The organism is Hoyosella levis (genome assembly GCF_026008515.1).
Classification (GTDB): Bacteria; Actinomycetota; Actinomycetes; order Mycobacteriales; family Mycobacteriaceae; genus Lolliginicoccus; species Lolliginicoccus levis.
The window spans coordinates 14,237-35,570 of the sequence record NZ_BQYM01000012.1; the positions used below are offsets into that span (position 1 = coordinate 14,237).

19 protein-coding genes are annotated in these 21,334 nt (G+C 69.0%); 12 read left to right on the forward strand and 7 right to left on the reverse strand.

Annotation, left to right across the window (positions count from 1 at the left end; all coding sequences use genetic code 11):
- Nucleotides 1-170: 170 nt before the first annotated feature.
- The gene (locus QC765_RS13340; RefSeq protein ID WP_006554270.1) at nucleotides 171-623 is read right to left on the reverse strand and encodes a universal stress protein; all 453 of its coding nucleotides are present in this window, start codon (nucleotides 621-623) and stop codon (nucleotides 171-173) included.
- A 116-nt stretch (nucleotides 624-739) separates the two neighbouring features.
- Nucleotides 740-2,479, reverse strand: a complete 1,740-nt coding sequence (locus QC765_RS13345; protein WP_161793632.1) for an alpha/beta-hydrolase family protein — start codon at nucleotides 2,477-2,479, stop codon at nucleotides 740-742.
- Nucleotides 2,480-2,605: 126 nt separating this feature from the next.
- Here QC765_RS13345 and QC765_RS13350 point away from each other — a divergent pair, with 126 nt between their 5' ends.
- Both QC765_RS13350 and QC765_RS13355 read left to right on the forward strand, forming a co-directional pair.
- Nucleotides 2,606-4,552, forward strand: coding sequence for an NUDIX domain-containing protein (locus tag QC765_RS13350; RefSeq protein WP_278314938.1), 1,947 nt, complete (start codon nucleotides 2,606-2,608; stop codon nucleotides 4,550-4,552).
- Nucleotides 4,553-4,655: 103 nt separating this feature from the next.
- Nucleotides 4,656-7,667, forward strand: a complete 3,012-nt coding sequence (locus tag QC765_RS13355; RefSeq protein ID WP_278314939.1) for a Tn3 family transposase — start codon at nucleotides 4,656-4,658, stop codon at nucleotides 7,665-7,667.
- Between the two features lie 35 nt (nucleotides 7,668-7,702).
- On the opposite strand, the gene merB is transcribed toward QC765_RS13355, so the two are convergent.
- Together merB and merA are read right to left on the reverse strand one after the other, a co-directional pair.
- A complete protein-coding gene (gene merB, locus QC765_RS13360; RefSeq protein ID WP_017681707.1) occupies nucleotides 7,703-8,824 on the reverse strand; it encodes an organomercurial lyase MerB in 1,122 nt (373 codons plus the stop codon).
- Nucleotides 8,825-8,858: 34 nt separating this feature from the next.
- Entirely contained in the window at nucleotides 8,859-10,295 is a 1,437-nt protein-coding gene (gene merA / locus QC765_RS13365; RefSeq protein WP_005195274.1) for a mercury(II) reductase, read from the reverse strand.
- A 122-nt stretch (nucleotides 10,296-10,417) separates the two neighbouring features.
- Here merA and QC765_RS13370 point away from each other — a divergent pair, with 122 nt between their 5' ends.
- The 9 genes from QC765_RS13370 to QC765_RS13410 all read left to right on the forward strand — a co-directional run bounded on the left by QC765_RS13370 (nucleotide 10,418) and on the right by QC765_RS13410 (nucleotide 16,618).
- On the forward strand, nucleotides 10,418-10,804 hold the full coding sequence (locus QC765_RS13370; RefSeq protein ID WP_004018626.1) for an ArsR/SmtB family transcription factor: 387 nt from the start codon (nucleotides 10,418-10,420) through the stop codon (nucleotides 10,802-10,804).
- On the forward strand, nucleotides 10,801-11,124 hold the full coding sequence (gene merT / locus QC765_RS13375) for a mercuric ion transporter MerT (RefSeq protein WP_005180211.1): 324 nt from the start codon (nucleotides 10,801-10,803) through the stop codon (nucleotides 11,122-11,124). The genes QC765_RS13370 and merT overlap by 4 nt, the downstream gene beginning before the upstream one ends.
- Nucleotides 11,121-11,732 carry a TlpA family protein disulfide reductase gene (locus QC765_RS13380; RefSeq protein ID WP_278314940.1) on the forward strand — a complete coding sequence of 204 codons (612 nt, stop codon included), beginning with the start codon at nucleotides 11,121-11,123 and terminating at the stop codon, nucleotides 11,730-11,732. Before merT ends, QC765_RS13380 begins: the two co-directional genes overlap by 4 nt.
- On the forward strand, nucleotides 11,732-12,094 hold the full coding sequence (locus QC765_RS13385; RefSeq protein ID WP_235194086.1) for a hypothetical protein: 363 nt from the start codon (nucleotides 11,732-11,734) through the stop codon (nucleotides 12,092-12,094). The genes QC765_RS13380 and QC765_RS13385 overlap by 1 nt, the downstream gene beginning before the upstream one ends.
- Nucleotides 12,091-12,636 carry a cytochrome C biosynthesis protein gene (locus QC765_RS13390; RefSeq protein ID WP_235194085.1) on the forward strand — a complete coding sequence of 182 codons (546 nt, stop codon included), beginning with the start codon at nucleotides 12,091-12,093 and terminating at the stop codon, nucleotides 12,634-12,636. Before QC765_RS13385 ends, QC765_RS13390 begins: the two co-directional genes overlap by 4 nt.
- A 66-nt stretch (nucleotides 12,637-12,702) precedes the next feature.
- Nucleotides 12,703-14,082, forward strand: coding sequence for a dihydrolipoyl dehydrogenase family protein (locus QC765_RS13395; protein WP_005206419.1), 1,380 nt, complete (start codon nucleotides 12,703-12,705; stop codon nucleotides 14,080-14,082).
- A gap of 167 nt (nucleotides 14,083-14,249) precedes the next feature.
- Complete coding sequence (locus QC765_RS13400) at nucleotides 14,250-15,200, forward strand: tyrosine-type recombinase/integrase (protein WP_278314941.1); 951 nt, start codon at nucleotides 14,250-14,252, stop codon at nucleotides 15,198-15,200.
- A gap of 118 nt (nucleotides 15,201-15,318) precedes the next feature.
- The gene (locus QC765_RS13405) at nucleotides 15,319-15,933 is read left to right on the forward strand and encodes a PIN domain-containing protein (protein WP_278314942.1); all 615 of its coding nucleotides are present in this window, start codon (nucleotides 15,319-15,321) and stop codon (nucleotides 15,931-15,933) included.
- A gap of 103 nt (nucleotides 15,934-16,036) precedes the next feature.
- A complete protein-coding gene (locus QC765_RS13410) occupies nucleotides 16,037-16,618 on the forward strand; it encodes a hypothetical protein (protein WP_278314943.1) in 582 nt (193 codons plus the stop codon).
- 39 nt (nucleotides 16,619-16,657) lie between these two features.
- On the opposite strand, the gene QC765_RS13415 is transcribed toward QC765_RS13410, so the two are convergent.
- The 3 genes from QC765_RS13415 to QC765_RS13425 all read right to left on the reverse strand — a co-directional run bounded on the left by QC765_RS13415 (nucleotide 16,658) and on the right by QC765_RS13425 (nucleotide 19,927).
- Complete coding sequence (locus tag QC765_RS13415; RefSeq protein WP_278314944.1) at nucleotides 16,658-17,257, reverse strand: hypothetical protein; 600 nt, start codon at nucleotides 17,255-17,257, stop codon at nucleotides 16,658-16,660.
- Nucleotides 17,254-18,171, reverse strand: a complete 918-nt coding sequence (locus QC765_RS13420; RefSeq protein WP_278314945.1) for a ParA family protein — start codon at nucleotides 18,169-18,171, stop codon at nucleotides 17,254-17,256. Before QC765_RS13420 ends, QC765_RS13415 begins: the two co-directional genes overlap by 4 nt.
- Before the next feature lie 715 nt (nucleotides 18,172-18,886).
- The gene (locus QC765_RS13425) at nucleotides 18,887-19,927 is read right to left on the reverse strand and encodes a site-specific integrase (protein WP_278314946.1); all 1,041 of its coding nucleotides are present in this window, start codon (nucleotides 19,925-19,927) and stop codon (nucleotides 18,887-18,889) included.
- Nucleotides 19,928-20,910: 983 nt separating this feature from the next.
- Here QC765_RS13425 and QC765_RS13430 point away from each other — a divergent pair.
- Entirely contained in the window at nucleotides 20,911-21,309 is a 399-nt protein-coding gene (locus QC765_RS13430) for a hypothetical protein (RefSeq protein ID WP_278314947.1), read from the forward strand.
- Nucleotides 21,310-21,334 lie beyond the last annotated feature (25 nt).

Consider the following 21,334-nt stretch of genomic DNA (forward strand, 5'->3'; position numbering starts at 1 on the left):
ACAATCCTGAGGCAAGCTGTCCGGACCGGGCCAGAGAGACGGCGCTTCTGGAAGGGCGCCGGAACCCGGTGACGGCATCGACGTCGATCCGATCGGGGTCGGCCGAGGAGGCGGATCCCCAACCGGGCGCCGGCGGGATCGCCGCGTGCCGAGCACCGCGACGGAGCGAGTCATATCGCAGCACGTGCCGGGTGCTTCGGCCGGATGATCAGTACCGGACAGGGGGCGTGGTGGGCGATCTGACTCGACACCGAGCCGAGCAGCAGGTTGGTGAAGCCGCCGTGGCCGCGCGAACCCACGACCAGAAGATCTGCGTCCTTCGACGCCGTCAACAGCACGGCCGCGGCGGGCCCCTGATGGATTTCACTGCTGACGGCGACACCGTCGCAGGACACCTCCTTCAATGCTCGGGCCTGGATTCGTTGCGCCACGCGCTGAAACGCATCGAACTCCCATGGCAGGCTTTCCATACCGGCCGCTACTGCGGGAAACTGCCATCCGGTCACCACGCGGAGCTGCCCGTGGCGCAGCCGAGCTTCCGTGACCGCCCATTCCAGGGCGAGCAGTGACTGGGGTGATCCGTCCACTCCGACGACCACCTCGAATGTGTGTTCCTCGTCCATGGGGCACGCCTTCCCGTACTACTAAGTGACGTAGTTGCAGACTGTCACATCAACGACGTTGACGTCTGGGTCTCGGCCGAGGACTGTCCGGTAGCCGTTGCCACCGCAATGTGCACTCATCGGTCCGGCGGTGACATCACTACGGCGCGGGCGATACGCTCGGTGTCTGCCTCGCTCCACCCTTGCGGCGCCGCGACAGCGGCCCAGGCATAGGGGATCAGGTCGGCGTAATTGTGTCCGTGCCCGGGTGGTGAGGTCTGCGCCCGGGCCAGATCGGCGGTGACCTGCCCGAAGGTCACGAAGGGGTACCAGCGCATGGCGGGGCTGCGGTCGCCGCCCGGGGGTTCGGACAGCCAGTCCGGTCGTGAGAACAGCAGCGCGGGATCCCACCACACCGTCGGATCGGAGCTGTGCTGCAGGTAGAGCACGCGCGGGGGTGTCCAGGGCTCGCTCGTGGTGTGCAACCCATTTTCGGTGGGTACCACCAGATCCTGCCGGGTGGCGGCGAATCGGATGACGAGACCGTCGGAGTAGGTCGGCAGCACCTCCGTGGTACCGGGATCGCGTCGATCTTTCACGCTGCGCCACAACCGGTCCGAGTTCGGGCCCACAAACAAGGCCCCGTCGACCGATCGGCGTAGCTCGCCGGGGCCGTCGAAGGCGGCTTCGATCGACTGCGCGCCGAGGCCCTCGCCGTAGACCACCAGGCGGGGGCGGCGGTCCGGGGGAAGCTGCGACCACCGTTGGCGGATACCGTCGATGAGAGCGGCGCCCGCCGCGTCGGCGGCCGCCCGGTCGACCAGAAGCGAAAGCCAGCTCGGCAGGGAGGAATATTGCATTGCGGCGATGGCGGTGTCGCCGTTGTACATCAACTCCACGGAGTCGACGGCGATCGGATCGAGCTTCCCGGCCCCCGTCGTACCGGCCACGACGAGGATCTTCCGATTCCACGCCGCGGTGCGGTCGAGTTCGTCGAGGACAAGCTCGACCCGAGCGGCGGTGTCGGCAGCGGAGGCGAGACCGGCATACACCCGGATCGGTTCCCGGGCCGGGGCGCCGTTGACCGTCGCCAACTCCATCGCTGTGCGGCCGCCGCTCACGAACAACTGTCCCGGCATCCCGAGCGTGTCCCACCCCGACCGCGACACAAGACTGCCCGAACGCTCCGTTAGCTGCGGTTGGACAACGTCCGCCGCGGTACCGTCCTGGGCGCCGAAGACACGGCGGGCCGCGCCGGAACTGCCCGACCGGTCGACCTCGTCGACGGCGAACACCACCACGAGCAGCATCACGAGCGGCACAACCGCATGCGCCACGATCGGGGGTAGATGCGCTCGGCCGCGGAGCCAGTGCCCCCCACCGCGGGCCATCGTCGCCAGTCCTCGGGCGAGAAACAACACCGTTCCGAAGATCGCCGCCCCGAGCAGAGTCGTGCGCCCGTAGGGCACCGTGGCGGGCGAGGGCATCCCCACCAGTACAGCGAGATCACGTTGCCAGTCCGCGGCCGCCCACGCGGTACCGACCACCATCGCCGCGGCTCCGGCCACGACTATCAGCGGCAGGATTTTTTCCGCTCGGCGGGAGGAAAGCGGCCTCCACGACAACTTCGGCACAATCCATCGACGGACCGGGAAGGCCAGTGCCAGGCCCACGCCGTAACCCGTGGCGCCGGCGAGCCCACTGAGCACACCCTGGACGACCCATCCTCGCGGAAGCAAGGACGGGCTCAGGCTCCACGCAAGAAACACGAGCGCAAAACTCAGACCGATGACGTCCGGGCCTGCCAACATCGCCCGTCGACGTTCGCCGCGGCCGATATGACGCCGGGACCGATCGGCAATCTCTGGTGCGGTCACCCGCCGACAGTAACCGTCTGCGATCGGCCGTAGGCGCCGGCCGACTCGGCCGTGCCGGCACCGGGAACAGTCTCTGCACGTCCACATCCCGGTGTCGGGGCTGGGACGAGGGCAAGATAAATCGATATGAGCCGCAGTGAGCTTCCCGGCCCGACCGGATCCTCGATGACGGAACCGGGCGGCGTCCTGGCCGCCGAGGACGTGCCGTGCTCGCCGTGCGTGGCGCAACTTCATTCACCGGCCGAGGAACTGGCAGCGCTGCGCGCCGCAGTCGAGCACGAGCCCGACCCTCTGGTGACCTTGACCCATCTACTGCACCTGTGCCGTGACGAACATCCCGTGCTGTGGGAGCAGGCCGGCAACCCCGCGACCCAGGCCACCGTGACCCAGATGCTCGAGCCCCTCCGCGCCCTCGCCCGTTCCCGTCCGGCCACCGCGGCGCTGGACCCGGCAACGCGACGCGGTCTCGTCGATGCGCTGCAGCCGGTAGGGGCAGTCGCGCCCGTGGTGGTGGCCCGGGAGCTGGCCCAGTTCCTCGACGACCATTACGGGCAATTCTTCGCCGACTCCTTCCGCCGCCGCAGCCCGTACCAGCCCGGTGTCGGAGACCCGATCCCACTCGGAGGACCCGACGTCCGGACGGTGATGGATATGCAGCCCACGGCGCCGCCCTGGCGACTGGCGAACCGGCTGGACGAGACCCGCCACGTCCGGTTGGCCGGAGGATGGGCCACGCAGTTCCGTGTTGTGTTCGACTACAGTCTCGTCGAGACTGCCACCGAACTGATCACCACCGAAACGATCGTTGCCACCTGCCACCCCAACCGCGGCCTCACCGAATTCACCCTTCCCGACGATCCCAGCCAACCCGCGTTTCCGGTGCAGCCGGCGCATCTCGACGCACAGCGTGCGCACCTCGACCGACTCGTCCGCGACGCCGTCCGGGCCGGCGCGTCCATCGTCGTGCTGCCCGAACTGTGCGTCACCGAAGCCCTCGCGCACGACCTGCAGAACTGGGTCAAACGAGACGACGGACCCCAGATCCTGGTGGCGGGCAGCTACCATCACGCCGACGGATCACCGCCACGCCGCCGCAACACCGCCCTGGCCTGGATCCGTGGACACGACCGCCCGTTGATTCACGACAAGCATTCGCCGGCGGAACAACCGATCCGGGAGGACATCCAGCCCCAGGGCTGGCCCGAGGTGCGGGTGTACGTCACCGCCGAAGGGTGGCACCTGGTCCTCGCGATCTGCCGGGATCTGCTCAACCCGCAGGCAGTACACACTCTGGCCGAGATCGGCGCCAACGTGGTGCTGGTCCCGGCGATGAGCGAGAGCCTGGCCCCCTTCACCGGTCAGGTCGCCCATCTGGTCGGCTCGGCGCAGGCCTTCGTCGCCGTAGCAAACAACCCCGCCGACTGGGCCGGCAACGGCGCACCGCCGCCACATCGCGCTGCCCGTGCACTGTTCGGCCATCCGGGACTCGGGCAGCAGACCCGGCAGGTGACCTCGCCCGACACGGCTCCCGGCATCGCCACCTTGCACGTGCGATCCGGACAGCTCCGATGGATCGGCACCGACTGCGAGACCTCGCCCGCGCACCGCAACAGCGTCGTGGACGACATGCCGCCGTGGGCTACCCGGCTGGCAGCCACGTTGCGACCCTACCTGCCGAACGAGATGCCCAGCGGGGGGTCGGTCATCCTGCGCACCGCTGCCGTGCTGGTGCTGCTCACGGAGGGACCGACCGGTCCTCAGGTGCTGCTCACACAACGCACTTCCGATCTGCACGACTATCCCGGACGTCTCGTGTTCCCCGGCGGCGTCCAGGATCCTGGCGACGGCGGGCCGGTGGCGACCGCCCTGCGGGAGGCCCGCGAAGAGATCGGCCTGAACCAGGACGGTGTCCGCATTCTCGGCGTGCTGCCCGCCGTGACCGAACCCGAAACCCGGTTCCTCGTGGTCCCCGTTCTGGGCTGGTCGAATCGGCTCGGGTACCTCGGAGCGGTCAACCTTGCCGAGGTCGGGGTCCCGGTAGTAATGGCGCAAAAAACAACGAAGTTCGCGTAGTGCCTGGTCAGCGGCGATTTCTCGGTTCGGGCTGCGGGCCGGGGTGGTTGGTGCTTGGCTTGTCTGCCGATGAGGTTGGTCGGCGTGTTGGAGGCTGGGGTTCGTGGCGACGCGGGTATTCGCGGACGAGGAGTTGCAGCGCCTGCGGGAGTTCCCGGAGATCAGTCGTGAGGAGTTGTTCCGGTACTTCACGCTGACCCCGGCGGATCTGGCGTTTGTTGCTCCGCAGGGCAGGGGCCCTGCGGTCCGTCTGGGCCTGGCGGTGGCGTTGTGCACCTTGCCGTGGCTGGGGTTCGTGCCGGACAAGGTGCCGTCGGCGCCGCCGGTGGCGGTGGCCCGGCTGGCGGATCAGCTGAATATCGATGCAGCGCAGCTTCGTTCGTATGGCAAGCGGGCGCAGACGCGGACCGAGCATGTGCGGCTGGTGGCCCAGTATCTGGGGTGGCGGCCTGCCGGGGCGATGGAGTTGAAGGAGCTGGATGAGTTTCTGCTGGCGCGGGCGATGGAGCACGATTCGCCGACGCTGTTGTTCCGGCTGGCGTGTGAGTACCTGATCTCGGCGCGGGTGATCCGGCCGGGCCCGGAAACGGTGGTCCGCCGGGTCGCGCACGCTCGCACGCGGGCGCAGCGGGAGACCTACGACCGGTTGGCGCGCGAGTTCACGCCGCAGCGGTGTAAGGAACTGGATGCGTTGCTGGTCGTCGACCCGTCGATCGAGATGTCGCGGTTGCGGTGGTTGTCGACCGGCCCGGTGGAGGCGTCGGCGACCGCGGTGAAGGCCGAGGTCGAGAAGCTGGTGTTCCTGCGCAACCTGGGCGCGGATGAGCTGGACATGTCGGTGCTGCCGGCGGAGCGGCGGCGGTTCCTGGCGACGGTGGGCCGCCGCTTGACGGGCCAAGCCCTCGAACGCCGGGATCCGCAACGCCGCTACCCGATTCTGCTCACCGTGTTGGCGCAGTCGGCCACCGATGTGCTCGACGAGGTGGTGCAGCTGTTCGATCAGGCGATCTCGGCCAGGTTGAGCAAGGCCGAACGCCGGATGCGCGACGAGCTGGCCGAGCGCGGTAAGGCCGGAGAGGATCGGCAGGGGTTGCTCGACGACCTGCTGGCGATCGTCTGTGACCTGCAGATCCCCGACGAGGAGATCGGCGGCCTGATCCGGGGCGATCGGATCGGATGGGAGCGGTTGCGGGCCGCGGTCGCGCAGGCCAAGCCTCGGCTGCCGCGCGATCACGGGCACCTGGCCGCTCTGGACAGCTCGTACTCCTACCTGCGGCAGTTCACCCCGCAGGTGCTGTCGACAGTCCGGTTCGCCGGCGGCACCGCCGCGACCGAGCTGCTGATCGGGGTGCACATGCTGCGGGAGCTGAACGCGACCGGTACCCGCAAGGTGCCCGACGACGCGCCGACCGGGTTCGTGCCGACGAAGTGGCGCGGCTACCTCGACGAGGCCCGCAAAGCCGGTAACACCACCGCCTATCGGCACTACTGGGAGCTGTGCGTGCTGCTGGGGCTGCGTGACGGGTTGCGCAGCGGGGATGTGTTCGTGCCGGGGTCGCGCCGCTACGCCGACCCGGCCGCGTACCTGCTGACCCCGCAGGCGTGGGAGCCGCAGCGTGACGAGTTCTGCCGCCTGGTCGGCAAGTCCGCTGATCCCGCTCGCGCGCTGGCGACCGCCACCGACGAGCTCGACGCCGCTATGGGCGAGTTGGAGAAGGTGCTCGCCGGCGGCGACGGGCCGGTCCGTCTCGATGAGGCCGGTGACCTGGTGATCTCACCGCTGTCGGCGGAGGATGTGCCCGCGGAGGCGACGGCGCTCAAGGCCGAGCTGACGGAGATGCTGCCGTTCGCGCCGATCGTGTCGCTGCTGATCGAGCTGGACAAACGCACCGGCTACCTGGACTGCTTCACCCACGCCGGCGGCAAACAGGTCCGCAGCCCGGAGCTGAAACGCAACCTCATCGCCGTCCTGCTGGCCTACTCCACCAACCTCGGGCTGACCCGAATGGCCGAGGCGTCGGGCCTCTCCTACGACATCCTGGCCTGGACCAGCGAATGGTATGTGCGGGAGGAGACGCTGCGGGCGGCGAACCTGACGATCATCGACTACCACCAAAGGCTGCCGCTGACCCCGGTCTTCGGCGCCGGCACCCTGTCGTCGAGTGATGGGCAACGGTTCCCGACCCGCGGCAAATCGGTCACCGCCAGAGCGTTGAGCCGCTATTTCGCGAACGAAGGACTGAGCACGTATACCCATGTCACCGATCAGCACGCCACCTACGGCACCAAGGTCATCGTCGCGACGAGACGCGAAGCTCACTACGTGCTGGACGAAATCCTCGGCAATGCAACGGATCTGCCGATCACCGAGCATGCGACCGACACGCACGGCGTCACCCTCGTGAACTTCGGGCTGTTCGACCTGCTCGGATTGCAGCTCTCGCCCCGCATCCGGGACCTGGGCCGGATCACCCTGTATCGGGCGGCGCCTCGGGCCCAGGTGGAGTCCGCGTTCCCGCACGCCGGGCCGCTGCTGACCCGCAAGCTGAATCTGGATCTCATCGCCGAGCACTACGACGACCTGCTCCGGCTGAGCGGGTCGCTGAAGTTCGGGCACGCCACCGCATCGCTGCTGGTCGGCAAGCTCTCCGCGTCGGGCCGGCAGAACGCCCTCGCGGCGGCGCTCAAGGAATACGGGGCGCTGCGGCGCACGATCTACGCCGCCCGGTACCTGTCCGACCCGGGCTATCGGCGCAAGATCTCCCGACAGCTCAACAAGGGCGAATCCCTGCACGCGCTCCGCCGCGACCTGCTCTACGCGCACGAAGGCGCCGTGCGCGCGAGGCACCTGGAGGGACAGACCGAACAGGCATGGTGCCTCACGTTGGCGACCAACGCCGTCATCGCCTGGACCACAGAGTATTACGGGCTGGCGACCGAACAGATGCGGCGGGCCGGGCGGCGCATCGACGACGAGGTGCTGACGCACATCTCCCCGGCCCACAGCGAGAACATCAACTTCTTCGGCGCCATCGAGGTCGACATCGACGCCGAACTCGCCCAGCTCGGCCCCACCGGGTACCGGCCGCTGCGCGTGCGGGACACCCTGTTCTGACCCGCAGCGCCGGCCCGGATCGGCGGCGGCGCGATCTAGCAGCAGGCGCTGGTTCCGGTGGTCGTGGTCGGGTCGGTGATCGCGTCGGCGAGGGGGCGGGCGAGCTGGTGGTAGGCGTCGGTGACCGGCAGCACCGTCATGCCTGGGAATTTCGCCTGCCAGTGGTGGGCGGCGTCGGAGGTGGCGAGGAACATCTGCGGGTTGCAGCAGGTGGCGCGGAGGTGACCGGGCTGGATCCGGTCGGGGTCGACGAAGGCCACCATCGCGGTGGCCGGTTCCAGGTCGCTGACCCCGGTGACGGGGTCGATGGTCAGGCGCACGGTGGTGCCCGTGATCGGGCAGTCGGATTCGATGCAGGCGGGTGCGCCGATGACGGCGGGGAAGATGAGGGTGTCGGGGGCACACCAGGTGTAGAGCTGGTGGCCACCGACGCTGAACCGGTGCGGGGTCGGGTTGAGGGTCAGGCCCCAGCCGACGATCCGGCCGGCCTCGTCGTATTCGACGTCGGCGCCGATCGGCGTCTGCGCGGGGTCGAGGTCGGGCACTCCCGCGGCGGCGGCGAGTTCGGTGACGGTGACCGGGGTGCCGTGGGCGAGCAGCCGCAGCGCGGCGCGCATCAGCGCCCGGTCCCGGCCGGCGGGCAGGATCTTGGCGAAAACGTCGGCAGTGAGGTTGTCGGTACTCATGGGATCGGACTCCTCGAGGGCGATCGGACAGTGACGGTGCCGACGGTAGGGTCTGTCCCCGGGGTGAGGGTCAAGCCCGTAGCTCGCATCCGCACGGGTCACCGGCCCAGCACAGGTCGTCGGTGGCCAGATGCGCACGGTGTGCGGTTTCGAAGGCGTCGATGCGGTCGAGGATCTGCTCGGCATCGGGCGCAGCCGCTGCCGCGACCGCTGCAGCAGCTCGGCGAGATGGGCGCCGACCGAACGGCCGTGGTCGTCACGGTCGGTGGAGGTTAGCTGGCAGATCTCGGCGATGGTGAGCCCGAGGCCGCGCAGCTCGCCGATGAACCGCACGCACCACTCCGCGTCGTCGGTGTAGAGGCGGTAGCCGGCCGGGCTGCGGCCCAGGGTGTAGATCAGGCCGAGGTCGGTGTACTCGCGCAGCGCCTTCACCGGCACCCCGGTGCGGGCCGAGAGGTCCCCGATCGTCATGTGTCCGTTCATCACTGCCTCCCGTCCGACGGCGTCAGCCTGCGCAGCAGGACAGTTTGGTGACGTCGGTGGTGAAAGTCTGCGCGGTCAGTTTCAGCGCTTCGGCCATGGTCAGGTACGGCGCCCAGGTGTGGGCGAGCCGGTCGACGGTCAGACCCGCGGTCATCGCATAGGTGGCGGCGGTGATCAGGTCCCCGGCGCCGTCGCTGAGGGCGTGCACGCCCATGATCCGGCCGGTGCCGGCTTCGGCGACGATCTTGACCAGGCCGCGGGTGTCCCGGTTGACCAGCGCCCGCGGCACGCTCGACAACCCCAGCACCCGGCACTGGCAGGCCAGCCCGGCCGCGGCGGCTTGCGCGTCGGTCAGTCCGACCGAGGCGATCGCGGGGCTGGTGAACGTCACGCGCGGCACCGTGGTGTAGTCCAGGACGCGATCGGCACCGGCCAGGGCGTTGTCGGCGACCAGGGTGCCCTGCGCGGCGGCCACGTACACGAACTGCGGATCCCCGGCCACGTCCCCGGCCGCCCAGATGCGCGGATTGCTGCTGCGCTGGCGGTCGTCGACCACGACCGCGCCCCGCTCGTCGACGGCGACGCCGACCGCATCCAGGCCCAGCCCGGCGGTGTTGGGGCGGCGGCCGGTGGCCATCAGCACCTGCTCGGCCCGCAGCTCGGTGCTGGCGCCGCCGCCGGTGCGCACGGTCACCACCTTGTGCCCGTCGTCGGCGAGGACCTTCTCGACGGTGGCGGCGGTGAGCACGTCGATGCGCTCGTGGGCGAAGACGGCCTCGAGCGCGGCCGAGATTTCCGGTTCCTCACCCGAGGTCAGCCGGCTACGCGCGATCACCGTGACCTTGCTGCCCAGGCGGGCGAACAGCTGGGCCTGCTCGAGCCCCACATAGCCCGCACCCACCACGATCAGCGACTCCGGCAGCTGCTGGAGGTCCATGGCGGTGGTCGAGGTCAGATACCCGGCCTCAACGAGGCCGTCGATCGGCGGAGCCCAGGGCGCGGCACCGGTGGCGATCAGATACTGGTCGGCCTCGATCACCCGTACACCGCCCTCGGCGCGCGCGACCCGCAGCACGGGTGCCTCGGCGCTGCCGTCGAACACCGCGGTGCCGGAGACGATCTCCCACCCGTAGTCGGCGGCCAGGTCGACATACTTCTCCGCCTGCAGCTGCCCGACCAGCGCGTCCTTGCCCGCGATCAGGGCGGGGAAATCCAGCGGCACCTCGGCGGGGGTGAGCCCGGGGAACCGGCCCGCCGCCTCGGCGGCGTGGCGGGCCTCGGCGGCGGCCAGCAGCGCCTTCGAGGGCACACACCCGACGTTCACGCACGTGCCCCCGACCGTCCCGCGCTCCACCATCACCACCCGTTTGCCGAGGTTGACCGCGGCGATGGCGGCGGCGAACGCCGCCGAGCCGGAACCGATGATCGCCAGATCGGCGCGGGAATCTGTCAAGGTCACGAGGGTGCCTCCTGGTCGGGCAACCGCTGAACCGACAACGGCTGCTATTCGTGTTGACGAATATCTACCGGAACCATATTATGCGTTTATCCGAATAGTTCAAGTCTCGTGGAGGCGATCCCATGGCCCGGTCCACCACCGCCACTGTCACCGTGCCCGGTGCCGAGTCGGCGTGTACGCATCTGGATACGACGGCGAAGTTTTTTCGCGCCCTGTCGGATCCGACCCGGCTCAAGCTCCTCGAATTCATCCTCGCCGGGGAGCGCACCTCCGCCGACTGCGTCGAACACGCCGGCATCTCGCAGCCCCGGGTGTCGGTACACCTGTCCTGCCTGGCCGACTGCGGGTATGTCCTCGCGCGCCGCGACGGGAAGAAACTGCGGTACTCCGTGGGTGATCCGCGGGTAGCTGACCTGGTGATGCTGGCGCGGTCGCTGGCGGCCGACAACTCCGCCGCGCTGGGCTGCTGCCCGCGCATCCCCGCCGCGGACGGTAGTGGGCGGCGATGAACACACCCGACAACAAGGCGATGAACACACCCGACAACGACTCGGGCGGGTTCGGTGGTCTGCTCGCAGTGGCCGGTGGCGTGCTGGTGATGGTCGCCTGCTGCGCCGGTCCCGCCCTGATCGCCGGCGGCGTGCTCGCCGGTCTCGGCGGTGTCTTGACCAGCCCGTGGCTGCTTGCCGCAGGCGTGCTGGTCGTGGCCGCCGCCGTCGGCTACACCCTGCGGCGCCGCGCCCGTAAGGCCACGGGGTGTTGTCCGCCCCGACCCGGATCCCCTCGGTCGGCTCCGGCCGACCGCGACCGGACGGAAACCCCGGCATGACCGTCTCGAACTCTGACACCCCGATGAGCGGTCGCGAGACCGCGCTGACACTCCCTCGCCCCCCGCACGAAAGGCCACTGTCCTCGAATGGCCACTCTGCCACGCTTTCGCCGCCCCGCCCCGCCCTCGCCGCCGCCGCGCTGGCGCTGTCCGCAGCCCTGGCCCTCACCGGGTGCACCTCGACCGACACGACGGCGCAGGATCCGGTGGCGCCGGTGCAGGTCGACACCGTCACCGGCACCTCCATCAGCGTGCCCGGTGACAAGCCGACCGCGTTGTTCTTCTTCTCCGTCGGCTGCGGCGAATGCGTGGGCGGCGCGAAATCGGTGGCGCAGGCGGCCGGACAACTCGGCGACAAGGCGTCGTTCGTGCTGGTCGACATGGATCCGGGTGAATCCGCGCAGACGGTGGCCGGGTTCCAGGACTTCACCGGCACCCAGGCGCTGCCCGCCGTGATCGACACCGGCGCCACCCTCACCACACGACTCTCGGTGGCGTCGCTCTCGACGCTGGTCGTGGTCGATCCGGCGGGCAAGGTCACCTACCGCGCCACCGACCCGTCCGCCGACCAGATCACCACCGCACTGCGCGACGCGGGAGCGGCGTGATGGGCGGACTGCTGGCGCTGGCGTTCACCGCCGGGATGCTCGCCCCGGTCAACCCGTGCGGATTCGCGCTGCTGCCCGCCTGGATCACCCACACCCTCGGCGACACCACCACCGACGCGTTCCCGGTCCGCATGGCGCGCGCCCTGCGCGCCGGGACCGCGCTCACCCTCGGATTCGCGGGCACCCTCGCCGCGGCGGGCCTGGCCGTCAGCGCCGGCGCCCGCGCGCTCATCGCCGCGGCCCCCGCCTCGGCCTGGCCGTCGGCGCGGCGCTGGCGGTGCTCGGGCTGGTCATGCTCACCGGCCGTGGCCTTGGCCTGCGCCTGCCCCGCCGCGCTCAGCGCCCGCCCCGCGCATCGATGACCACCACCGGTATGGTGGCCGCCGGTGCCGGCTATGCGGCCGCGTCGCTGTCGTGCACCTTCGGGGTGCTGCTCGCCGTGATCGCCCAAGCCCAGGCCACCGCCGGATGGGCAGCGCTGCTGGTGGTGTTCGCCGTCTACGCCGCCGGGGCCGCGACGGTCTTGCTGCTGGTCAGCCTCGCCACCGCCGCGGCGGGCACCGCTGCCACCCGCTACCTCGCGGTGCTCGCCCGCCACGGCACCCGCATCACCGCCGTCGTGCTCGTCGCTACCGGCGCCTACCTCGTCTGGTATTGGTGGCCCGCCGCTATCGGCAGTACCGGTGGTGCCGCGATGGGCTCCACCGCCTGGTCCGCCGCGGTGAGCATCTGGATTCAAAACCACACCGGCACGGTCATCATTCTCGCCGTGGCGGCCGTGGCCGCCACGCTTGCCGCCACCGTCGTTGCCCGCAACACCCGGGCCCGACACCGCGACGCCACCCCCGACAACGACTGCTGCGCCCCCGCACCCGCCACAATCGAGGAGAAACACGCGCGCTGACCGCGCCGACCGGTCGACTGCCGTACCCCTTCCAGAGCGATTCGATCGAGGAAAGGCACCGAGCACATGAGCGAACGCTACGACACCCTGGTACTCGGCGGCGGCATGGCCGGCCTGCCGCTCGCGCTGCGCGCGGCCCGGCACGGCCGCGTCGCGTTCGTGGAGAAAGAACTGCTCGGCGGGACCTGCCTCAACCGCGGCTGCATCCCCACCAAGACCATGATCGCCTCCGCCGCCGTGGCGCACCAGGCGCGCCGCGCCGCCGAATTCGGGGTCCGCCTACCCGGACCGGTCACCGTCGATTTGGCCGCCGTGGTCGACCGCAAGAACACCATCGTCGACTCCATCCGCGCGGGCTCCTACCGCACCGTCGAGAAATCAACGGACCTCGACTTCTACCACGCCACAGGACATTTCACCGCACCCCGCACACTCACCGTCGACGGCACCGACCTGACCGCCGACCGGATCTTGCTGGTCACCGGCACCCGCAGCACCATCCCCGCCATCGACGGCCTCGACACCGTCCCCTACTTCACTTCCCGCACCCTGCTGGACCTCACCGACCTGCCCTCACATCTGCTCGTCGTCGGCGGAGGCTACGTCGGCTGCGAGTTCGCCCAAATGTTCCGGCGATTCGGCTCCGAGGTCACCCTCATCCAACGCGCCGACCGGCTGCTGCCCGGCGAGGACCCCGACATCTCCGCCGCCGTCAGAGAGGGCATGACCGCCGACGGCATCACCGTGCTCACCGGCACCACCTGCACCGCGGCCACCGGCACCACCGGGAACATCCGGCTCGGCTGCACCGGCAGCGAAGCCGACGACATCACCGGCAGCCACCTGCTGATCGCGACAGGACGCACCCCCAACAGCGACAATCTCGGCCTCGAGTACCTCGGTCTCGAACCCGACCCACAGGGCTTCCTCACCGTCGACGCCTCCCTGCGCACCGACGCCGAAAATGTTTGGGCGCTCGGCGATCTGCGCGGCGGGCCCATGTTCACCCACACCGCCCGCGACGACGCCGACATCGTCTACCGCACCATATTCCGAAGCCAGGACCGCACCACAACCGGGCGCATCGTGCCTCACGCGGTGTTCACCGACCCCGAAGTCGGCGCCGTCGGGCTCACCGAACCTGCCGCCCGCGCCGCCGGCTACGACGTCGTCGTCGGGCGCCAGGACTTCACCGGCGTCGTGAAAGCCCGCGCCATCGGCAACACCCGCGGCCTGGTCAAATTCGTCGCCGACGCCGCCACCGACCGTATCCTCGGCTGCCACATCGCCGGACCCGACGGCGGGAACCTCGTTCACGAGGCCGTCATCGCCATGACCACCGGCGCCACCTACACCCAACTCGCCCAAGCCATCCACATCCACCCCACCCTCGCCGAAGCGGTCAACACCGCCGCCGGCGGCGTCCACCGCGAAATCGGCGCATAGACACCCCATGAGCATCGCCCGGTACTCGGGTGAGGCCATTTTCCGACTGCCACGGATAACACCCTGTTATCTGTAGCATCATGACATCCGGCCTGCGCCGACTCCGCTCCGGCGGTGCGCGACGCGGACCTGTTATCTGCGGCAAGCCCAGTGAGGGAGGTACCACCGTGCCGTCCGGGATCACCGTCCGCGCCGCCGGCGACAGCTTCCTCGACTCGATCGGCTCCCCGAACACCCGCCGCGCCTACGGCATCGCCGTCGACAAGACCACCGCCACGCTCGGCGAGACCCGGCGGCTGGCCGACGTCGCCGACGATGAGATCGGTGAAACCCTCGAAACCCTGTGGGGCTCCTCAGCAGTCAACACCTGGAACGCCCGCCGCGCCGCGGTCGCGTCGTGGCTGGCGTGGTGCCGCGAGCACGGCCACACCGCCCCGGCGGTCCCGGCCTGGGTGAAACGCTCCACTCCACCGGACTCCACCACCCCGGTGCACTCGCGCACCGCGATCGACCGGCTCATCGCCCGCCGCGACATCGACCTCCGGGAGAAGACGCTGTGGCGGATGCTCTACGAAACCTGCGCCCGCACCGAGGAACTGCTCCAGGTCAACATCAAGGACCTCGATCTGGCCGGGCGGTGTTGCCCGGTGAAGTCCAAGGGCGCCAAGCCCCGCACCCGCCGCCGCGGTGCCACCTACCACGAGTACGCGCACGAGCTCGTGTACTGGGACGCGGGCACCGCCCGGCTCCTGCCACGCCTCACCAAGGGCCGCACCCGCGGACCGCTGTTCGTCACCCACCGCCGACCGGGCCCCGGAAAGGCCGCCGCCGACCGGGACATCTGCCCCGACACCGGGCTGGCCCGGCTGTCCTACGGCCAGGCCCGCGCCGTGCTGGATGCCGCCACCGCGACGAATGGGCCCGGCACCGGTTGGGATCTGCACGAACTTCGGCATTCCGGCCTGACGCATCTCGGCGAGGCCGGTGCCAGCCTGGTGGAGCTGATGGCCAAGTCCCGCCACCGCAAACCCGAGAACCTACGCCGCTACTTCAAACCCTCACCGGCAGCCATGCGCGGCATCACCAGCCTCATCGGCCCCGACCGCAGCCACCGATAGCGGCCACCAACAAGAGCGTCCGTCTACCCGCTGACCAGGCACTACGCGAACTTCGTTGTTTTTTGCGCCATTACTACCGTGACCCCTACCTGCCCACCGGCTTGTAGCCTTGCCACCCATGAGCCTGGGACGGTGGCGCGCGCTGGTCGACTCGAACGTGTTGTACTCGCGAACCCTCCGGGACTGGATCGCGCTGATGTACCTCGCCAAGGCCAACACCTGCTTCGACATCCTCTGGACCGAGGACATCATGGCCGAGGTCATCTACCACCTCCGCAAGAACCATCCCCATCTCGCCGATGAGCAAGTCGGCGGCGTTCGCAGGAGACTGGCCGCCACCTTCGCCGCGGGCGCGGTCACCGGATACGCCATCGACCCCAGCGCCCACTATCCCGACATCTACGACGCCCACGTCCACTGCGCTGCCGTCCATGCGCGGGCCGACTACATCATCACCCTCAACGCCAGCGACTTCGAAGGCATCGACGACCAGCCCTACGAGGTCTACTCCCCCGATGACTTCCTCGTCCTCATCGACGATTCCGCACCGGAGATCGCCCATGAGGCACTCCACAAGCAAATGCGCTACCACCTCGGCAAGGGCAGCCCATTCTCGCTTCCCCGCAGCCTGGTCGCCGCTGGGGCACCCGTCTTCGCCGACCGCATCCGCCAGCACGCGCAGCACCTCGACATCGCCGCGCTCGAGCGAGCCACCACGCTACGAGCCCGCTGAGCAGCGAGAAGGACCACCAACCCCAAGCCGGTGCCGATCGAGCACGAGGCAGCACGGGTCCCGTCCTGCTGGCATGACCGTCGTGCGCAAGTAGGCTCGCGCTGTGGTGGACACCAAGCAGACGAAAACCATCGGCGAGCACCACGTCGCAGCGGAGCTCGCGCGCCGGGACTGGGCACCGGCGCTGACCCGGGATGGGCTGGAGCGGACCGACATCCTCGCGGTGCTCGCACGGGGCGAGAACCGCCGCATGGTCGAGATCCAGGTGAAGACAGCACGGGGACCGGTCCAGGACTCCATGAGCTGGCCGCTCGGTGCGAAGTCCCAAGGCCCGAGCCTGCATGGACGCGAGTACTTCGTCATGGTGGCCGTGCCGGTCGATCACGAGGAGAAGCCGCGATGCTTCATCGTTCCCCGCTCCCACGTGGCCGCGGCGGCATGGATCCAGCACATGGATTGGCTCACCGAACCAGGGATCCCAGCAGGCAAGCGCAACGCACCGGTAGATCGCTCGCGAGTGCCCCTGACCATCTTCGCCCCGTACGAGCAACGCTGGGACCTGCTCCTGATCGATGACAGGGATGCCCCCATCCTCCTGCCCCGGCGCTTCCGGAGCCTCGCCCAGGAGCAACGAGTCGGACTGCCGCCAGGGCACCCCTGGCGCGAGCAGCTCCCCTATTGGTGATCCGCCCCGCAGAGCTTTATCCGCGGAGCCCCGCAGAATCTAGGCCTTGTCCATGCCGAGGTACCAACGCAGCGCCTGCTCGACCAGCGCGCTGCGCGATCCCGCGCCCCACTGCTCGACCAGCCCATCAAGGACGGCCACATCCGCTGGGATGATCCCCGACAACGGGATCCGTGCCGGGGCCGCCGCATGACGGCGCCGCCGCGGCCGCGAGCCGTCCGCCCGCTGGAACAAGCCCGACCCAGCAGGCTCCGGGCGTGCCCAATGCCTCGCGAGCTGCTCGGCATGCGCCTCCACCGCGTCCAGGACCACGACACCGAACGAGCGCGCGCGCTCGGGGTGTCGCTCCCGCTCCCTGGCGGTCAAGCGTCTCAGCGCTGCATGCACCTCCGGTGCGATCACCACCTCCGGGGCACCCGTGCGCGGCCGCGCCACCGTCCTCGCCGGGCTCACGGCCGGGGCCGGGGCCGGGGCGGCGTCCGCGGACCGTGAGCCCCCAGCCTCGCCCCGCTGCTCCTCGACTGGCGCGGGGGCAGGGGCAGGGCGTCGCAGCGGCGTGGGTGCCGGCGGCAACAACGAATCAATGTCGCTATCAAGGGCATCCGGGGAGAACGCCGCGCGACGACGCTGGGTGCTCATGCCACTCCCCCGCTCACTCGGTCTGACTCGCGCTGGGCGATCCGCTGCAGGATCTCCCGCGTCAACGCCTGGTAGTCAGAAGCCAGGCCCGAGGGATCCCTCGACCACATCCGCCGCTCCCCGGCCACCTTGTGCCGCAGCTGCTGGATACGGGTGCGCTGGTTCTCCTCCGCAGCAGCCACGAGCTCGGCGGGCGTGAGGTGCCGCGATCGCAGGTCCACTGCTGCGGCCCGGTCCGACCGCACCATCGTCTCGAACGGTGCCGCGCCGCTGCCGGCGAGCAGGTCCTCGATCTGCTCGAGCGCGTCACGATTGCGCACTGTCGCCCGCGGATTGATGTCGAACAGCACCACCCCGAGCAGCTCGATTCCCCCGCCGGACTGCCGTACCCGCAGGTACCGCCGCGCCAGCAGCTCCACCCCCGACAAGCTCGCATCATCATCGCGGGTCGGCACCACCAGGTACGACGCGCTGCCCAGCAGCGCATCGAGCAGAGGCGCATCGCCAGGCCCGGAGTCGATCAGCACGAGGTCATAGCCCTCGCGCTGCTGCAGGTCCGCCAGCGCCTCGGCCAGGTTGGCCCGCATGTCCAGGCCCGTCTGGGCCGCGACCGTCGCCGCCGCCCCGACCAGCGCGAGCGCTGTGCCCCCGGGCAGCAGGTCCAGGTTCTCCCGGGCGCCGCGCACCGGCTCGAGCGGCTGCCCATGCTGCAGGGCCATGCTCAGCCCGCGGCCATTGTCCCCCTCGACGCCGAGGTCGGAGTTGGTCGCGTTGGCCTGCTGGTCGGCATCAACGACCAGCACCCGCCGCCCGGTCGAGGCCACCATGCTCGCCACCGACGTCACGATCGAGGTCTTGCCCACGCCGCCCTTCTGGTTCGCGACGAGGACACTGCGCAAAGGCTGTGCATCCATGCCCCCGACAGTACGTCCACTCCCCCGCCGCCACCGACGGTGACACGACCCTGCCACCGACTCGTGCACGGACAGTTACCCAATCGTGCCCCTGGGCCCGGCCACGGCCCCGGTCAAGACATTCCCAGCTGTCCTATCCACATTCCTAGCCGCTGCCATGCAACACGCCGTGGCGCAGGCCGGATGCACGCACAAGGCAACAGTCGTTGCTCGATACGGCTCAGTCTCCCAGTCAGCCGCCATGCCACCATCCGCGACGATGGGCGATTTCCATGCCAGATGGAAGTACAACCGACAGTCTCTAATGGCTACCTGTCCACAGGGCGGGTAGATGATCGGAAGAACCTACCTGGCGAAGGCCGGATGGAAGACGTCGTACCAGAGCGTAGGCATGGCCATACCACAGTCCGTAGCCATGATCGGTAGGCAGCCCCTAGAAAAGGACATACGCAGGGCGGTCCAACGCTCGGAAAAACGATCAGCCTGGCCGCCATGTCCATGCACTGCACGCAAGCCAGGGGAAGGGACGTGTGAACGATCTCCTGCAAGCACCGCACGAGGACCGTTCATAAGCCCATGCGCATGGCCCTAGTCATGGGTATGTGTATGGGCTTAGGCATGGACCTATCTATGGCATCAGGCTAGGCCATAGTCCATCCCGATCGCCAGGACGAGAAACCGATCATGGCGCGGGACGCGCACCCGACCAGCAGGATCAGTATCCACGCAGGTGGCGCGTCGCGTTATCGCCCAGGTCAGCGGTGGCATGGACATACCGATCCAGCATCTCATAGGACGCATGGCCGGTCTGCTGGCGGATCAACCGCGCCGGAACGCCGCGGCGCGCCGCGGTCGTGACGAACCCCGAGCGCAGCGAGTGCGCGGCATACACCGCCCCATCCTCCCCGATCGCGACCAGGGCGGACTTGACCACCCGGGACACCGTCGCGGGGGACAGCCGCGCCATCCGGTCACCATTGCGGGTGCCCGAGGTGTTGGTGAACAACGGTCCCGGTTCCGGTCCGCGCACCACCAGCCACTGCTTGAGCGCCTGCACCGGGCAGGTGTCGGTGCCCTGGTAGTTGACCGGTATCTGCCGCCCCCGCCCCCGCTGGTCGGTCTTCGATGTCCGCAGCGAGACGACCATCCCATCATCGCCCTCATCATCGAAGACCACGTCCGCGGCGTCGAGGGCGACGAGCTCCGAGCGACGCAGCGCCCCGTAGAAGCCCAGCAGCAGCATCGCTTTGTTCCGGATCCCCAGGGCAGTGGCCGGCAACGCTCGGGCCGCCGCATCGAGCTTGCCCAGCGACAGTGCCCGCGGCCTCGACGAGCCAGCCTTCTGCGCGCGAGCGATGAAATCCAGCGTCCGCGCGATCAGGTTCTCCCCCTCGCCATACTGGGGCCACCGCGCCCCCTCCGCGGCGTGCCAGGCCTTCAGGCCCGCGACCCGCCGTGCCAGCGTCACCGGGCGCAGCAACCGATCACCGGCGGCGCGTGGAACCGAGGGATCGCCGTGGTAGAGCAGGTAGCCGATCACCACCTGCTCGGACGCGGGCAGAGCCACGAGATCCCGTGCCGCGCACCACTGCTCGAACACCACCCGGTCCGATTCATATGCCCGGTCCGTCGCCGGCGCGCGCAGCGCCCGGCGCATCCGCGCGCCATAGGCGGCGCGGAACTGCTCATCGGTGGAGCCAGCGAGCACGATGGGCAGGCCCGCGGAGCGGCCCGGGGGAGGGGCGGCAGCACTCATGATGGAACACGACCTCTGGCGAGCGACGGCGGGGGAGCGGGGCTATCGGGAGAGCCAGCCCGCAGGAAGCGAGGCCCTCCGGGGCCAGGCTAGCGGGGAGCACTGACATTCCAGCGACGCCGGTCTCCCGGCGAGCCCCGCCCCCCACACGAGCATCACGTTACGAAATAGTCGATGGGTGACGGTACGGGGGAGCGGGGGCATGCTCGCGGCGTCGAATGGACGATAAGCATCCCTTATCGACCATTGCTAGTGCCTGGGCCCCACTGCCGCGCTGTCGCCCCGCCTGGGGCAACCCTTGCCGGTCCCGCGTGATCGCTCCAGGACACCTCTCTCTTCTGCCCGATAAAAGACCATCGATTATCCCGGGTCACGCTGCGCCTATATGGACCAGGTTTTCCTGCGCCCCTTCCTGGGTGGTTTGCATCGAGAATATTAGCTCGAGATCAAAAAACCGAAGATTTTCGATGGGAAACTCGGCTATTGAGGTTTGACATCCAACCCTCGATGGCGAAATATGCCAAAATATACCGAGCGGTCTACTGGGCAATTAGGGCAAGGTATTTGGGTCAGGAAAATCGTGACGGTTTTGACCCGTCTATAGGGTTGGCAAATGGCCCTCGGAAGTCCCCCGTTTGGTCCGGTGAGTATTTCCTTCGGGAAATACTGATCCTAATATCCAGCAAATATGCGGATGATGGTCGCCCGTTGATAAATAGGCTCTGACCTGCGCATAGTGGCTTCATTGAGGTTTGCTTCGGTGGCCGGGGGCGGCGCTAGGCGAGCGCTCCGACGCCCCTGTTTTGGGCTACTGAAAAGATTCTTCAAAGAATGGCTTGCGTGCCCCGCTGGCTGCATGTACGGTATCTTTTATACCGCCCACGACGGAAAGTCTCGGGCACCCCCCTAATTCCTGCAGGGCTCGCCCTGTGCCCATAACACGGCGACGCATAGGCGTCGCGGACGCGCAAAGGATCACACCCATGAAGATGACACCACTGGAGTTCGCCCAGGCCGCCCGCCAGCTCAAGGCGCGCGCGGGCACCCGGGCCTGGACCCTGGCCGACGCCGAGATCCTGCGGGAGGCGCTGCGCCAGGCCACGGGCCGACGAGTGAACCTCACCCAGTCCGCCCTCGCCGGACTGACACTGGCCCTCCGCCATGAGGGCATGGGCGTGTTCCCCCCGCTCGATCAGCTCGAGCGGGGACAGCTCACACGGATCTACCACGCCCGCAACATCAAGGGAGACACCACCCTCGAGCGGCTCCTGCTCGTCCTGCTCCACCCCGGACCGGAGACCGATACCGAGCTGGGAGCCGATCTGCTCAAGCTCAAGGGCCAATGGGAATGGGGCCCCCGCCGCATCGACCCCGCAGCCTGACCACCACCGACTCCTGCTCCCTGGG

Bases quoted from the DNA above. Each gene is read 5' to 3' on its own strand.
- QC765_RS13340 (WP_006554270.1), bottom strand. From the start codon at position 623: ATGGACGAGGAACACACATTCGAGGTGGTCGTCGGAGTGGACGGATCA.
- QC765_RS13350 (WP_278314938.1), top strand. From the start codon at position 2,606: ATGAGCCGCAGTGAGCTTCCCGGCCCGACCGGATCCTCGATGACGGAA.
- merB (WP_017681707.1), bottom strand. From the start codon at position 8,824: ATGACGATCGGGGACCTCTCGGCCCGCACCGGGGTGCCGGTGAAGGCG.
- QC765_RS13370 (WP_004018626.1), top strand. From the start codon at position 10,418: ATGGCCCGGTCCACCACCGCCACTGTCACCGTGCCCGGTGCCGAGTCG.
- merT (WP_005180211.1), top strand. From the start codon at position 10,801: ATGAACACACCCGACAACAAGGCGATGAACACACCCGACAACGACTCG.
- QC765_RS13380 (WP_278314940.1), top strand. From the start codon at position 11,121: ATGACCGTCTCGAACTCTGACACCCCGATGAGCGGTCGCGAGACCGCG.
- QC765_RS13385 (WP_235194086.1), top strand. From the start codon at position 11,732: ATGGGCGGACTGCTGGCGCTGGCGTTCACCGCCGGGATGCTCGCCCCG.
- QC765_RS13390 (WP_235194085.1), top strand. From the start codon at position 12,091: ATGACCACCACCGGTATGGTGGCCGCCGGTGCCGGCTATGCGGCCGCG.
- QC765_RS13395 (WP_005206419.1), top strand. From the start codon at position 12,703: ATGAGCGAACGCTACGACACCCTGGTACTCGGCGGCGGCATGGCCGGC.
- QC765_RS13405 (WP_278314942.1), top strand. From the start codon at position 15,319: ATGAGCCTGGGACGGTGGCGCGCGCTGGTCGACTCGAACGTGTTGTAC.
- QC765_RS13415 (WP_278314944.1), bottom strand. From the start codon at position 17,257: ATGAGCACCCAGCGTCGTCGCGCGGCGTTCTCCCCGGATGCCCTTGAT.
- QC765_RS13420 (WP_278314945.1), bottom strand. From the start codon at position 18,171: ATGGATGCACAGCCTTTGCGCAGTGTCCTCGTCGCGAACCAGAAGGGC.
- QC765_RS13425 (WP_278314946.1), bottom strand. From the start codon at position 19,927: ATGAGTGCTGCCGCCCCTCCCCCGGGCCGCTCCGCGGGCCTGCCCATC.
- QC765_RS13430 (WP_278314947.1), top strand. From the start codon at position 20,911: ATGAAGATGACACCACTGGAGTTCGCCCAGGCCGCCCGCCAGCTCAAG.